At 72.4% G+C, this 13374-nt stretch carries 11 protein-coding genes; 4 read left to right on the top strand and 7 right to left on the bottom strand.

Going from position 1 to position 13374, the window contains the following annotated elements; all coding sequences use genetic code 11:
* Window positions 1-51 precede the first annotated feature (51 nt).
* The 5 genes from BCAV_RS17060 to BCAV_RS17040 form a co-directional block, all read right to left on the bottom strand.
* The gene (locus tag BCAV_RS17060; protein WP_015883867.1) at window positions 52-1695 is read right to left on the bottom strand and encodes an extracellular solute-binding protein; all 1644 of its coding nucleotides are present in this window, start codon (window positions 1693-1695) and stop codon (window positions 52-54) included.
* A 49-nt stretch (window positions 1696-1744) separates the two neighbouring features.
* Window positions 1745-2698: a carbohydrate ABC transporter permease gene (locus BCAV_RS17055; RefSeq protein WP_015883866.1), complete on the bottom strand. Its 954-nt coding sequence runs from the start codon at window positions 2696-2698 to the stop codon at window positions 1745-1747.
* Window positions 2695-3666, bottom strand: coding sequence for an ABC transporter permease (locus tag BCAV_RS17050; protein WP_222836649.1), 972 nt, complete (start codon window positions 3664-3666; stop codon window positions 2695-2697). The genes BCAV_RS17055 and BCAV_RS17050 overlap by 4 nt, the downstream gene beginning before the upstream one ends.
* A gap of 10 nt (window positions 3667-3676) precedes the next feature.
* Entirely contained in the window at window positions 3677-4993 is a 1317-nt protein-coding gene (locus BCAV_RS17045) for a polysaccharide pyruvyl transferase family protein (protein ID WP_015883864.1), read from the bottom strand.
* Window positions 4994-5141: 148 nt separating this feature from the next.
* Window positions 5142-6161 carry a LacI family DNA-binding transcriptional regulator gene (locus BCAV_RS17040; protein WP_015883863.1) on the bottom strand — a complete coding sequence of 340 codons (1020 nt, stop codon included), beginning with the start codon at window positions 6159-6161 and terminating at the stop codon, window positions 5142-5144.
* 293 nt (window positions 6162-6454) lie between these two features.
* Here BCAV_RS17040 and BCAV_RS17035 point away from each other — a divergent pair, with 293 nt between their 5' ends.
* Window positions 6455-6736, top strand: a complete 282-nt coding sequence (locus BCAV_RS17035; protein WP_043347436.1) for a type II toxin-antitoxin system Phd/YefM family antitoxin — start codon at window positions 6455-6457, stop codon at window positions 6734-6736.
* Window positions 6727-7122, top strand: a complete 396-nt coding sequence (locus BCAV_RS17030) for a type II toxin-antitoxin system VapC family toxin (protein ID WP_015883861.1) — start codon at window positions 6727-6729, stop codon at window positions 7120-7122. Before BCAV_RS17035 ends, BCAV_RS17030 begins: the two co-directional genes overlap by 10 nt.
* A 19-nt stretch (window positions 7123-7141) precedes the next feature.
* On the opposite strand, the gene BCAV_RS17025 is transcribed toward BCAV_RS17030, so the two are convergent.
* Both BCAV_RS17025 and BCAV_RS17020 read right to left on the bottom strand, forming a co-directional pair.
* Window positions 7142-7531 carry an MmcQ/YjbR family DNA-binding protein gene (locus tag BCAV_RS17025; RefSeq protein ID WP_015883860.1) on the bottom strand — a complete coding sequence of 130 codons (390 nt, stop codon included), beginning with the start codon at window positions 7529-7531 and terminating at the stop codon, window positions 7142-7144.
* Between the two features lie 92 nt (window positions 7532-7623).
* Complete coding sequence (locus BCAV_RS17020) at window positions 7624-8865, bottom strand: hypothetical protein (protein ID WP_144016814.1); 1242 nt, start codon at window positions 8863-8865, stop codon at window positions 7624-7626.
* 271 nt (window positions 8866-9136) lie between these two features.
* On the opposite strand from BCAV_RS17020, the gene BCAV_RS17015 reads away from it, so the two are divergent.
* Window positions 9137-12115: a glycoside hydrolase family 2 TIM barrel-domain containing protein gene (locus BCAV_RS17015; protein ID WP_015883858.1), complete on the top strand. Its 2979-nt coding sequence runs from the start codon at window positions 9137-9139 to the stop codon at window positions 12113-12115.
* A 70-nt stretch (window positions 12116-12185) separates the two neighbouring features.
* Window positions 12186-13370, top strand: coding sequence for a sensor histidine kinase (locus tag BCAV_RS17010; protein ID WP_015883857.1), 1185 nt, complete (start codon window positions 12186-12188; stop codon window positions 13368-13370).
* Window positions 13371-13374 lie beyond the last annotated feature (4 nt).

Below are 13374 nucleotides of genomic sequence, written 5' to 3'. Positions count from 1 at the left end.
GGTAGGTCGGCGGCGGGTCCCGCCGCCGACCTACCCGCGTGACGCGGGTCGTCAGCCGTTCAGCTGGGCCCACGCCTCCTCGTACTCGGCCTTGATCGCGTCACCAGCTGCGGCCATGTACTTCTCGACGGCCGGCGCCCAGGTCGAGACGGGCTGGTTGCCGAGCAGGATCTCGGTCTGCACGTCGTTGAGCTCCGTGGAGGGTCCCGCACCGGAGCTCACGGCCGTCTCGGAGTACAGGCCGACAGTCGGGTCGGGCACCGTGTACTGGAGCCCCGCCTCCTGGAAGTCGAACTGGTCCTGCACAGCCTGCTCGTTGTTCGCCTCGTAGATGACCGGCGAGTTCTCCGTGACGTAGCGGACCGGGAGCGTGGCCTGGTTGACGCCCGCGGACGTGAGCACCGGGTCGGGGCCGTCGAAGTTGAACGTCTCGCCCTCCACGCCGAACCGGCGGGTGACGTACTCCGAGCTGCCGAACGGCGCGGCCAGCCAGTCGAGCACCCGGAGGATCTCGAGCAGGCGCTCGGGGTCGTCCTGCTTCGCGATCGCCGAGAAGTGCGACGCCGGGTTGCCGGCGGCCCGGACCATCGTGCCGCCCGCCTCGCGGGCCGGCGACAGCATGCCCGTGAGGCGGAAGCCGTCGATCCCGGCGCCCTGGACGTAGAACTTGCCCCAACCGGCGTACCCACCGATCTGGAACGCCGTCGTCCCGGCCATCATCCACTCGTTGCGCTGCGTGTTCTGAGCGGCGTTGCCGTCGGGGTGCACGACGCCGCGGGTGTTGAGGTCCAGCGCGTCGGCGAGAGCCTGCTCGTACTCCGGACGGGTGCTGTTGTACGTGAACGTGCCGGCGTCGTCGACGGACCAGCCGTTCGCCACGCCGTTGACCTCGAGCATCACGTTGATCGGCGTCTGGCCGAACGCCCACTTCCCGGAGCGTTCGTCCGTGAGCGCCTCGGCCATTGCGATGAACTCCTCGAGCGACTCCGGCTGCAGCGACAGGCCGGCCTGCTCCAGCAGGTCCGCACGGGTGTAGAGCACGGTGCCGATGAGGGAGCGCGGCACCGGGACGCCCCAGATCTTCCCCTCGTACACGGTGCTCAGCCAGCTCGGGGTGGGCAGCGCGGCGAGGTTCGGGTAGTCCAGGACGGCATCGCCGGCGAGGTGTTCGCTGAGGTCCGTGAACTTCGCCGCCAGCAGCGCGGGCATCTGCTGCTGCGCGCCCTTGATGGCGACGAGGTCGGGCAGGTCGTTCCCGGCGATCGTCGTGGCGAACCGGGCGTCGTAGTCGGCCGCCGGGGTGTACTGCAGGTCGAGCTCGACGCCGAGCGCCTCGTTGAGGTTCTGCCACAGCGCGTTGCTGTTCAGCTCCGGTGCGACGGGGTCGTACGTGAAAGTCAGAGCACTGATCGAGCCGCCCGAGCCCGGGGCGCCGTCCGTCACGGCCTGGGGCGGGTCCGGGTAGGTGAAGTACGCCGGCGAGACGTCGGCGTTGTCGGAGGCGAGGTCGGGCGGGAACGAGTCGTTCGGCTGGTACGTCGGCAGGATGCCGCTGCCGCGCTCACCGCCTGAGGTGGCGTCGGAGTCGCCCCCGGAGTCGCCGGAGCCGCCGGAGGAGCACGCGGCCGCGAGGCCCATCGTGCCGAGGGCGCCCGTGACGCCGAAGAACGTGCGACGGGACAGGGTGCTGGACATGGAGGTCCTTCCGCTACATCGAGGAGGAGTGGGTGGGTGGAACGGACGATCAGCCCTTGACGGCGCCGATCATGAGCCCCTTGGTGAAGTGCTTCTGGAGGAACGGGTACACGAGGAGGATCGGGACGATGGAGATCACGAGGATCGCCATCTGGATCGAGAGCTGCGGGGGCAGCGAGTCCGACCCGGCGGAGATCTCGTCCACCCCCATCGGCGTCTCGTTGACGACGTACGTGCGCAGGACGAGCTGGAGCGGCCAGCGATCAGGTGAGCTGATGTAGAGCAGCGCGTTGAAGAACGCGTTCCAGTACCCGACCGCGTAGAACAGGCCGATGACGGCGATGACGGCCTTGGACAGCGGCAGGACGATGCGCGCGAGGATCGTCAGGTCGTTCGCCCCGTCGATGCGGGCGCTCTCGAGGAGCTCGCTCGGGATGTCGAGGAAGAACTCCCGCATCACGATGACGTTGAACGCGTTGATGAGCACGGGAAGGATCAGCGCGAGCAGGTTGTCGAGCAGGCCGAGCTGCTTGACCACGAGGTACATCGGGATCATGCCCGGGCTGAACAGCATCGTGAACAGCGTGGCGAGCAGGATCGGTCGAGACCCGAGCGATCCGGGTCGCGACAGCGAGTACGCGAGCCCGATCGTGCACGCCAGCGAGAGCAGGGCGCCGACCGCCGTGACGCCGATGCTGATGAGCAGCGCCCGGGTCACGACTCCGCCGGAGAGGATCGCGTGATACGAGGCGAGCGTGGGCTCGCGCACGAGGAACACGAAGCCGCCGTTCGCCGTCACCTCCTCCTGCGTGGCGAGCGACGTGGAGACCACGGCGACGAACGGCAGGATGACGGCGGCGCAGCCGATCGCGAGGATGAGCCCGCGGAACGCCATGAGCACCCGGCTGGGGCGACCCATCCACGGTGGCCGGCCGGACGGGTTGGAGGGCCTGATCTGGCGAGGCTTCTCCAGCAGCCCGAGGGGCGACGTCGTCGTCGTCACTTGTGATACACCCCCCGCTCGCCGAACATGTGCGCGAGCTTGTTCGCGCCGAGCACGAGCAGCACGGAGATCACGCCCTTCGTGAGGCCGACGGCTGCGGCCTGGCCCCAGTTCCCGCCGACGATGCCGTGGTTGTAGACGTACGTGTCGAGCACCTCGCTGGCCGTCGACCCGACGGCTCCCTGCTGCAGGATGATCTGCTCGAAGCCGACGGTGAGCGCGTCCCCGAGCCGCAGGATCAGCAGCAGGATGAACACGGAGCGGATGGCGGGGAGCGTCACGTGCCACAGCCGCCGGGGGGCGCCGGCGCCGTCCATCGCCGCCGCCTCGTACTGGGACGTGTCCACGCGCGAGATCGCCGCGAGGAAGATGATCGTGCCCCAGCCGGTGTCCTTCCAGATCACCTGGCTCGTGATGAGCACCTTGAACAGCTCGGGGACGCCGATGATGGAGAACGTCGCGAGGTCCTGCTCGCGCAGGAACGAGTTGAGCATCCCGGCGTTGCCGAGGATCTGCTGGAACAGGGCCACGACGATGACCCACGACAGGAAGTGCGGCATGTAGAGCACCGACTGCACGGTGCGGCGCATGCGCTCCGAGATCACCTCGTTGAGCAGCAGCGCGAGCGCCAACGGCAGCGGGAACACGAACAGCACCTGGATCAGCGTGATGATGAGCGTGTTCGCGAGCGCGTTGAGGAAGACCGGGTCGCCGCTGAAGATGACCTCGAAGTTCGCGAGCCCCGACCACGGCGCCTGGGCGATCGTGAGGAACGGCTGGTAGTCCTTGAACGCGATGACGTTGCCGAGCAGCGGCACGTAGTGGAACAGCAGGACGACGGCGACGCCGGGCAGCGCGAGCAGCAGCAGGAGCCTGTCGCGCCGCCACCGGGCGAGGCTCTGACCAGGGCGTCGCGCGGGGCGCGCCGGTCCGGTCTTCGGCGCCGGCGAGCCCTTCCGCGCAGACACGCGTGGTCGTTCAGCGAGCTGGGACAAGATCTGCCTCCTGGGCGCCTGGTGCGTACTCCGATGCCCCCTCGCCGAACAGGATGGTGCGCGCGACGTCGCGCAGGCGGCCGACGGCCGCGGTGTTCATGGCCGACGACGTCGCGCGGGCGGCGTCCTCGTCCTCCAGCAGCGCCTCGACGGCCGCGGCGGCGCCCTCGGGCCCGTCGGGCTCGATCTCGACGACGACGTCGGGTGCCCCGAGATCGGCGTACATCTCGCCCTTGACCGTGTCGGTGGGCTGGCGCAGGTACAGCGTCGGCGTGCCGTGGACCGACGCGAGGATCGGCGAGTGGCACTCCATGCTGACGACGGCGCGGGCGCGTGCGTAGACGGCGCTCGCCTCCTCCAGCGGCCAGTAGCGCCCCAGCACGGTGACGTGCTCGACGACGTCAGCGGGGACGCGCGGGAGCAGGTCGTCCTGCGCGAGCTCCACCTCGTAGCTCATCTCGGGGACGACGACGGCGCGCTGGCCGGTGGAGCGGACCCAGGTGGCGATCGCGGCGGCGAGCGTGTCGAGGTCGAGCCCCACGGTGCCGGCATTGATCGCGTACTTGCGGTCGAAGTCGCGCGTGCGCTCCGTGCCGTAGATGTCGGGGTACGGGGTGTAGCGCAGGCGCGGGACGAAGCACCCGAACGCTCCGGCCGCGAGCCCGAGATCCGCCAGGAAGCGGTCGGCAGCGGCGTCGTCGCGGTGGCGGTAGGCGAACGTGCCGTCGGGGCCGAACTCGAGGACCCCGGGCGTCACGTGCTGGGAGCGCAGGAAGGAGAGACTGATGGAGTCCCTGGCGAACAGGAACTCGGCGCCGTCGAGGATCTCGCGGGGGCCGTCCTCGAGGAACGTCGCAGGCAGGTCCTGCGTCATGACGCGCAGGGAGTCGAGGGAACCCCACCCGGGAGGGCAGAGGGGGTCGGACGTCACGCCGCCGTAGCCGTACGGTCGACCGGTCTGCTTGCGCCAGGCGGCGAGCTCCGGGGCGAGCGTGGCGCTCGCGGCCGAGCCGTGCACCATCACGTCGGCGGAGTCCCACGCGGCGGCGAGCTCCGGCGTCGTCGGCACGCCGCTGTCGTCCAGGTCGCCCCTCGCGATCGTCACGCCCGGGTTCGCCCGGCGGATCATCGCCTCCTCGCGCTCGCCGAGGCGGACCGGCCAGAGCGTGATGCGCGCGTCGGGATCGGCGTCGTGCAGCGCCGTGATCAGGCCGGGCGAGTGGGCGACGTCGCCGATGTTCACGTTGGCCCACGACGAGCGCAGGAGAACGGAGCGGGGCGTGGCGGTGCTGGAGGTCAACGGTGTCCTTCCGGGGGCGGCACCCGTGCCGCGGGTTCGGCGCCGAGCCTGATGGACGACGCTGACGTATCGATGCGTCAACGTATGGGGTGACGCATCGATACGTCAAGGCCGTGACCGAATCGCGACGCGACGATGCGTCAGACGGTCACCAGGGGCGCGGCGACGACGGCGGCGGAGCCGTGCTCGCGCGCGGCAGCAGCACCGGCGCGGGATCGTCGACGAGCCCGAACCGGGTCGACTGATCCTCGAGGATCGCCGCGATGGCCTCGACCGCGCGAGCGCCCAGCTCCGCCATCGGCATCCGCACGGTCGCGAGCGGCGGACGCAGGTCGTCGGCGATGTCGGCGTCGTGGATCGCGACCACCGACAGGTCGTCGGGGATCGCGATGCCGGCGTCGTGGGCGGCGGCGTAGAGGCCGAGCCCGGATAGCACGTTGTTGACCACGAGCGCCGTGGGCCGGCGCCGCGACGCGATGATCTGGGTCAGCGCCTCCGTCCCGGCCTGGGACCCGTACCCGGTACGGATGGCGTCACGCGGCTCAAGCCCGGCGTCGCGCATCGCGTCGGCGTACCCGCGGTGCCGCTCGACGGTCGGGACCCAGCGCTCGCCGCCGGCGAACTCGATCTGCCGGTGCCCGAGGTCGATGAGGTGCTGCGTCGCCACCCGCCCCGCAGCGGCGTCGTCGATGGCGAGCCAGCGCCCGTCGAGTCCGTGCCGACCCTCGACCATGATCACCGGCGTGGGACGGGCGCGCAGGTGTGCCACCACCTCGTCGTCCACCAGGCCCTCGCTGCGCAGGATGATGCCGTCGATCGAGCCCTGGCCGAGGAGGCGCGCGAGGAAGTGGCTCCCCGAGCGCATCCAGCGCGCGTCGCCCAGCACGACCGCCCATCCCCGCGCCTCGGCGGCGTCGTAGATGCCGTGGAACATGTCGCGGTAGATCGGGTTCTCGATCTTCTCGACGACGACGGCGATCGTGCCCGAGCGCTGTCGACGCAGGGCGCGGGCGGCGTCGTTCGGGACGTACCCCAGCTCCTCGATGACAGCCTCGACGCGGGCACGCGTCTCGTCGCTCATCCGGGTGTGCTTGGTGCCGTTGATGACAGCGGAGACGACGGAGACCGAGACCCCGGCGCGGCGCGCGATCTCCTTCTGGGTGCCCATCGCGTCATGGTAGACGTAACGTCACGTCTGCGCGGTGGGAGCGGCGCCGTTCGTTCCCGCGCCCCCGAGTGCGGGGTGTGTCGCGCGGCGTGCGGCGTGTCGCGGGGAAGTATCCCGCACTGGGCGCGCGGGAGGGCGCGGTTCGGGCTGGCGTGCCGCCGAGTGCGGGGTGTGGCGCGCGGGAGGGCGCGGTTCGGGCTGGCGTGCCGCCGAGTGCGGGGTGTGTCCCGCGGGGTGCGGCGTGTCGCGCGGGTACCGAAGGGTGTAGCACATCAAGTGCTACATTCGCTCGTATGGGCAGACCGGAGCGCACCGTCGGTGTTCGCGAGCTGCGGCAGAACGCCTCGTCGATCCTGGAGGACGTCATGCGAACACAGGTGCCGGTGACCGTGACGTCTCACGGGCGGCCCCGCGCCGTCATCACGCCGATCGACGTCGCGCACTCGCATCGGGAGTCGCTCGTGGCCGACGGCGTGCTCACTCCTGGCAGCGGCCGCGTGTGGGACGTGCCGCCGGTGCCGGCCAGCGTCAGCACCGAGGACGCGCTCGCCGCGGAGCGCGCCGAGTGGCGCTGACCTACCTCGACACCTCGGCGTCAGCCAAGCTGATCGCTGTGGAAGCCGAGTCCGCGGCGTTGGCGGACTACCTCCGCGCGTCGCCCGACGCCGAGGCCGTGACGTCAGTCGTCGGGATCGTCGAGCTGTTGCGCGTCGGGGCCCGGCTCGGGCCGGCCCAGCGACTCCGCGCCGTCGACCTCGCCGCCCGCCTGGGCACGATCGCCCTGACGGAGTCGATCGCCAGGGCGGCGGCCGATGCGGCTCCTGCCAACCTGCGTACGCTCGATGCGATCCACGTGGCGAGCGCCGTCGTCGCAGGGGCAGAGAGCGTCGTCAGCTACGACGCGAGGCTGAGCGAGGCCGCCGTCGCCGCTGGGCTCCGCGTCGTCGCGCCCGGCACCTGAGACCGGCGAACCCGGCGCGCTACCGGTCCGAGGACATCTCGGCCGGTCCCCGTTCCACCAGCGCGGCCAGGGCTCCCGGCGCCTGGATGCAGTAGGAGTCCGTCAGCAGCTCGGTGAGCTCCTGCCAGTCGGTGCCCTCGGCCAGGAGCATGCCGACGACGTTCGCTCCCCATCCGGCGCGGAAGTACGGCTCGCCGAGGTGCTCGAGCGCGTGCAGCTCGTCGGGCTCGGCGCGGAACGTGATCCGGAACCTGCCGTCCTCGCCGCCGAAGACGTGCGCCACAGTCGACCCGCGGACGCTCCACCGCACGCCCGTCCAGGCGCGTTCCTGGTAGCACTCCGGGAACGCCGTGAGCGTCGCGTCGAGGCGGTCGATCCAGGGGTCGGGCACGTCGGGGCGATCGGTCACCGCCCCAGTGTGCCCCGCGGCGCCGACAGCCCCGCCGGTGAGGTCCCGGCGGGGCTGTCGGTGGCGGGTGCGCGGCAGGTGCGCGGCCGCTGTCAGGACACGTAGGCCGACGCCCGCACCGCGACGATGCTGCGCTGCCCGGGGTGCTCGGCCAGGGTCCACAGCTCGTCACGCGAGCCCCACGTCGTCAGGTCCTCGGTGCCGACCGGGAAGTGGCCGCGGTACCAGGTGACCTCCTCGGGCGGCGTGTACGTGACGAGGTGGCCGTTCGCCGACGTTCCGGCGCTGCGGGAGATCACGAACACGCCGTCGATCGCCGTCGCCGACTGCATGGAGTTGATGTCGACGTCGGCGACCTCCCGGGCGACGGCGACGCCGTCGTCGGACGCCTTGAGCAGGCCCGTCCGGGGATGCATGTCGAACCGGATCACGCGAGCCGCCTGCCCGGCGGCCTCGTCCGCGGCGGCGCGGTACTCCGCCATGACGACGCTGTGCGGGCTGCTCGAGCGGTCGAGCGAGATCGACGAGAACCGGAAGTCGGTCTCGTCGCCCACGACGTCGCTGGTGTGGTGCAGCGCCTGCGGGAGCACGTAGCGGTGGCCGAACGCGTGGTAGGTGCCGTCGTCGGCGCGACCCACCGCGTCCGGCCGATCGGTGTCGACCTCGAACAGGTGGCGCATGTCGAACACCCGGACCCCGTTCCAGGTGTCGACCACCGACAGCCAGTGCCCGTACCAGACCAGGCCGCCCGCATGGACCGGCACCGGGCGGAAGTCACCGCGCCCGTCCTCGCGGATGTACGGCTCCACGAGGAGGACGTACCGGTAGGTCGGCTCGTCGGGGTCGGTGATGTCGATGAAGGCGATCCGCGCTCCCTGCACGTCGGCCTTGTCGTACCAGCTCGTGAGCAGCGCGGAGCGGCCGTCGGCGACGTCCTCGCCGGTCGCGTCGAACGTGGAGGTGATCCCCTGCGGGTACCAGTCGGTGGTCGTGGCGTCGTCGTCGGTGTAGGCCCACGCGCGCACCTCGTGCGGGAGGCCGACGGTGGTCGGCGCGAGCGTCCGGTCACCGGAGTCGAGCACCTCCGTGACGCTCGCCCGCCGCAGGACACGCCGCAGCTTGTTGATCGCACCGGCGTTGCGCTCGGACTCGACGAGGCGGAAGCTCGTCGGGTCGAGCACGACCGGCGTCCCGTCGGCGGCCGTGGCAGGCGGTGCCCAGCGCAGCGCGGTGGCGCCGACGGCGCCGGCGGCGGCGAGGCCGAGGACGGCGCGGCGACCGATGCCGGTCGGCAGGGTCGGTGTGGACGGCGTGACGTCGGTGTCTTCAGTCATGGTCGCGACCGTATCGAGCCCCCACTCCCGCGCCCACTGCATGAGATCTCTCGCGTCGCGCGGCGTGTCGGCGTGAGAAAGCGTGCACTCGGCAGGGGTGGCGACCGAGCCGTGGCGAAGGTAGCGCCCCGCTGCGCCGACACCCTGCCGTGAACGTTCACGGCGGAGCCGGATCGCGGCTAGGCTCGGGACCGAGAACGCGCCCTCGCGCGTATCCGTGCAACAGATCCGCACCACGATCGACCGCCCCCAGGGCTCCAGGAGCACAGTCATGGCCGACGCGTCCGCCGCCCCGTCCACGCACGAGACCCCCACGCCGCCGACCGGCGTCCGGTCGCCCCGCTCGCACCTCGCGAGCGACGCGCCGCGCGCCGACCTGAACGGCGAGTGGCGCTTCCGCCTGTTCGACGAGGCCGTCACCGGCGTCGCCGCGGACGATCCCGGCACCGGCGACGGGTGGGGCAGCATCGCCGTGCCCGGTCACTGGCAGCTCCAGGGCCACGGCTCGCCGGCCTACACAAACGTCGTGTTCCCGTTCCCGGTCGACCCGCCGCGGGTCCCGCGCGACAACCCCACGGGCGAGTACCGACGCACGTTCGCCGTCCCGTCGGAGTGGCTCGACGGCGGGCGCGTCGTCCTCCGCTTCGAGGGCGTCGACTCGTGGTTCGCCGTCGCCGTCAACGGCACGCCCCTGGCGACGTCGTCCGGCTCCCGGCTGCCCACCGAGATCGACGTGACCGACGTCGTCGTCGCCGGCGAGAACCTGCTCGCGGTCCGCGTGCACCAGTGGTCGGCGGCGAGCTACGTGGAGGACCAGGACCAGTGGTGGCTCTCCGGCATCTTCCGTGACGTCGCGCTGCTTCGGCGCCCGGCGGGCGGCATCACGGACGTGCGCGTCGCCGCGGAGTACGACCCGACCAGCGGTCAGGGCACGTTCCGGGCCGAGGTCACCACGCTGGGCGAGGCCCGCGTCCGGATCCCGGAGCTCGGGATCGACCTCGCTTCCGGTCAGGAGGCGACGCTCGCCGTCGAGCCGTGGTCGGCGGAGGTCCCGCGCCTGTACGACACCGAGGTGAGCACCGACGCGGAGACCGTCCGGCTGCGGGTCGGGTTCCGCACGGTGACGATCGACGACGGCGTGTTCCGGGTCAACGGGGCGGCCGTCAAGCTGCGCGGCGTGAACCGGCACGAGTTCGAGCCCACGCGGGGGCGGGCCGTCACGCCCGAGACGATGCTCGAGGACGTGGTCCTCGCGAAGCGGCACCACGTCAACGCCGTCCGCACCTCGCACTACCCGCCGCACCCGCACTTCCTCGACCTGTGCGACGAGTACGGGCTGTACGTCATCGACGAGAACGACCTCGAGACCCACGGCTTCGGCGTCATCGACTGGCGCGGCAACCCGACCGACGACGCCGCCTGGGAGCCGCTGCTCGTCGATCGCGTGCGACGCATGATCGGCCGGGACGCGCACCACCCGAGCATCGTCATGTGGTCGCTCGGCAACGAGGCGGGCGAGGGGCGCAACCTGGCCGCGATGGCGGCGGCGATCCGCGAGCTCGACGACTCGCGGCCGATCCACTACGAGGGCGACCGGTCCAGCGCCGACGTCGACGTCTACTCCCGCATGTACGCCTCGGTCGGCGAGACGGAGCGGATCGGGCGCGGCGAGGAGGACCAGCTGACCGACGGCGAGCTCGACGCGCGCCGTCGGGGTCTGCCGTTCGTCCAGTGCGAGTACGCGCACGCGATGGGCAACGGCCCCGGCGGCCTCGCCGACTACGACGAGCTGTTCGACACGTACCCGCGCCTCATGGGCGGCTTCGTGTGGGAGTGGATCGACCACGGCATCGCGACGCGCACGCCCGACGGCGTCGAGTTCTTCGGCTACGGCGGCGACTTCGGCGAGGAGATCCACGACGGCACCTTCATCGCCGACGGGATGCTCCTGCCGGACCGGACGCCGTCGCCCGGCATGGTCGAGATGGCGGCGGTGTACGCGCCGGTGCGCATCGACGTCGAGCCGGACGCCGGCGTGCCGGCCCTGCTGGTGCGGAACCGGTACGCGTTCCGGTCCACCGAGCACGCGCAGCTCACGTGGGCGCTCGAGGCCGACGGCGAGGTGCTGGCCTCGGGCGACTACGACGACCTCGGTGTGCTCGAAGCCGGCGAGGCGTTCCTGCTCACCGAGCTGCCCGCGGAGGCGTCCGCTGCCCTGGAGACCGCACCTGCCGGGCCGGCCGTGTGGTGGACCGTGCGGGCGCGGCTGCGACCCGACGTGGCCATCGACGCGCCGTGGGCGGAGGAAGGGTTCGGGCTCGGCGCCGGGCAGGTCCTCGTCCGCGCGGCCGCGCCGCTTCCCGCCGCGGTCGGGGGAGAGGTGCGGGCGTCCGACGACGGCGGGTACGCCGTCGGCCCGGCGGCCTTCGACGGCGCGGGTCGCCTCGTGCGGCTGGGCGGTGCCGAGGTGACGCTCGCCCGGGTGGACGCGTGGCGCGCGCCGACGGACAACGACCGGGCCGCCTCGTGGGGCGAGGCGATGTCGGACGCCGAGGCGTGGCGCCGATCCGGCCTCGACCGGGTGCACGAGCGGCTGGACTCGGTGGAGGTGGACGGCGACGCGCTCGTCGTGACCGCGCGCACCGCGGGTGCGGCGACGGACTGCGGGTTCGCCGTCACGTACCGGTGGACACCCGCCGGTGACGACGCCGTGGACCTTGAGCTGGACATCGTGCCCGAGGGCGAGTGGCCGGGCTCGCTCGCCCGGATCGGGATGCTGCTCGGCCTGGCCGAGGGGGCGCCGTCGGACGTCCTCGTGGACTGGGTGGGGCTCGGCCCGGGTGAGTCGTACGCGGACTCGAAGGTGGCGGCGCTCACCGGACGGTGGCAGCACACCGTCGCCGACCTGCAGACCCGGTACACGCACCCGCAGGAGAACGGCGCGCGACGCGGCGTCACGCGCGCCGACCTGGTGCTCGGTGCGGGAAGGCTGCGGGTGGAGTCGGACGGCGTGAGCGTCGGCGGACGTGCGTCGACCGGCCTCGAGCTGTCGGCCCGGCCGTGGACCGACGCGGCGCTCGCGGCGGCGGCGCACCCGCACGACCTCGTCGCCGGCGACGTGCTGTGGCTGCATCTCGACGCCGCCCAGCACGGGCTGGGCTCGGCGGCCTGCGGGCCCGGGGTGCTGCCGAACGCCGTGCTCCGGCCGGCGCCCGCGCAGCTGAGGCTGAGGTTCACCGCCGTGCGCTGAGGTTGGGCGGGCGCGGCGGCGCCGCGGCCGACCCCGCCAAGGGGAGGCGAGCGGCTAGGGTACGCGGATCATGGGCCCCGAGGCGCTGGCCGCGATCGGCTCCGCGCTGCTCGTCGCCGGCGCCGCGTGGGCGCTCGTGCGCGTGCTGCGCGCCCGCGCCGTCCTGGGCTCGCCCGGCGACCAGGCCACGTACCGGACGCTGCACCTGACGTCGCTCGCGTCACCGCCGCTGCGGGAGGGGCTCGCGGTGGGCGCCCCGCGCGCCGTCCGGCACCTGCGCACGCTGCTGGGGACCGCTGCGCTGGCCCTGACCGACGGCGAGCGCACGCTGGCCTGGGACGGTCCGGGCGAGCCGCACGCGGCCGACGCGCCCACCCTCGCGCGGGCGGCGCTCGAGCAGGACACCGTGCAGGTGCTCGGACCGGACGCCGTCGCGTGCGCCGAGGGGGACTGCCCCGTGCGGCACGGCGTCGTCGCGCCGCTGACCACCGAGGAACACGTGGTCGGCGCGCTCGTGGCGTACACGACGGGGCGGCCGACGGCTGGCGTGGTGCGCGCCGTCGAGGAGGTGGCGACGTTCGTGTCCGAGCAGCTCGAGCTCGCCGAGCTGGACCGGTCGCGCGCGGCGCTCGCGGAAGCCGAGGTGCGCGCGCTCCGCGCCCAGATCTCGCCCCACTTCATCTACAACTCGCTCGGCGCGATCGCCTCCTACGTGCGCACGGACCCGGAGCACGCCCGCGAGCTGCTGCTCGACTTCGCCGACTTCACGCGGTACTCCTTCCGCCGCCACGGCGAGTTCACGACGCTGGCCGACGAGCTCGGCTCCATCGAGCGCTACCTGACCCTGGAGCGCGCGCGGTTCTCCGGACGGCTGCACGTCACGCTCCGGGTCGCGCCCGAGGTGCTCCCCGTCACGGTGCCGTTCCTCTGCCTGCAGCCGCTCGTGGAGAACGCCGTGCGGCACGGGCTCGAGGGGCGCGTCGAGGGCGGCCACATCACGATCATCGCCGAGGACGCCGGGAACGACGCCGTCCTCAGCATCGAGGACGACGGCGCGGGCATGGACCCCGAGCGGCTGCGCGCCCGACTCGCCGGCGAGGAGACGGGCGAGCACCTCGGCCTGGCGAACGTCGACGAACGCCTGCGCTCCACGTTCGGCGACGAGTACGGCCTCGTCGTGGAGACGGCGCCGGGCGCCGGCGCGAAGGTGATCGTGCGGGTCCCGAAGTACCACCCGGGCGTCCACGCGTCCTGACGCA

The organism is Beutenbergia cavernae DSM 12333 (assembly GCF_000023105.1).
GTDB lineage: Bacteria > Actinomycetota > Actinomycetes > Actinomycetales > Beutenbergiaceae > Beutenbergia > Beutenbergia cavernae.
This window is presented reverse-complemented; position numbering and strand designations above follow the sequence as displayed.

What these genes read in the sequence shown, in the direction of transcription:
- BCAV_RS17020 (WP_144016814.1), bottom strand. Translation starts at nt 8,865, where the DNA reads ATGACTGAAGACACCGACGTCACGCCGTCCACACCGACCCTGCCGACC.
- BCAV_RS17015 (WP_015883858.1), top strand. Translation starts at nt 9,137, where the DNA reads ATGGCCGACGCGTCCGCCGCCCCGTCCACGCACGAGACCCCCACGCCG.
- BCAV_RS17060 (WP_015883867.1), bottom strand. Translation starts at nt 1,695, where the DNA reads ATGTCCAGCACCCTGTCCCGTCGCACGTTCTTCGGCGTCACGGGCGCC.
- BCAV_RS17035 (WP_043347436.1), top strand. Translation starts at nt 6,455, where the DNA reads ATGGGCAGACCGGAGCGCACCGTCGGTGTTCGCGAGCTGCGGCAGAAC.
- BCAV_RS17040 (WP_015883863.1), bottom strand. Translation starts at nt 6,161, where the DNA reads ATGGGCACCCAGAAGGAGATCGCGCGCCGCGCCGGGGTCTCGGTCTCC.
- BCAV_RS17010 (WP_015883857.1), top strand. Translation starts at nt 12,186, where the DNA reads ATGGGCCCCGAGGCGCTGGCCGCGATCGGCTCCGCGCTGCTCGTCGCC.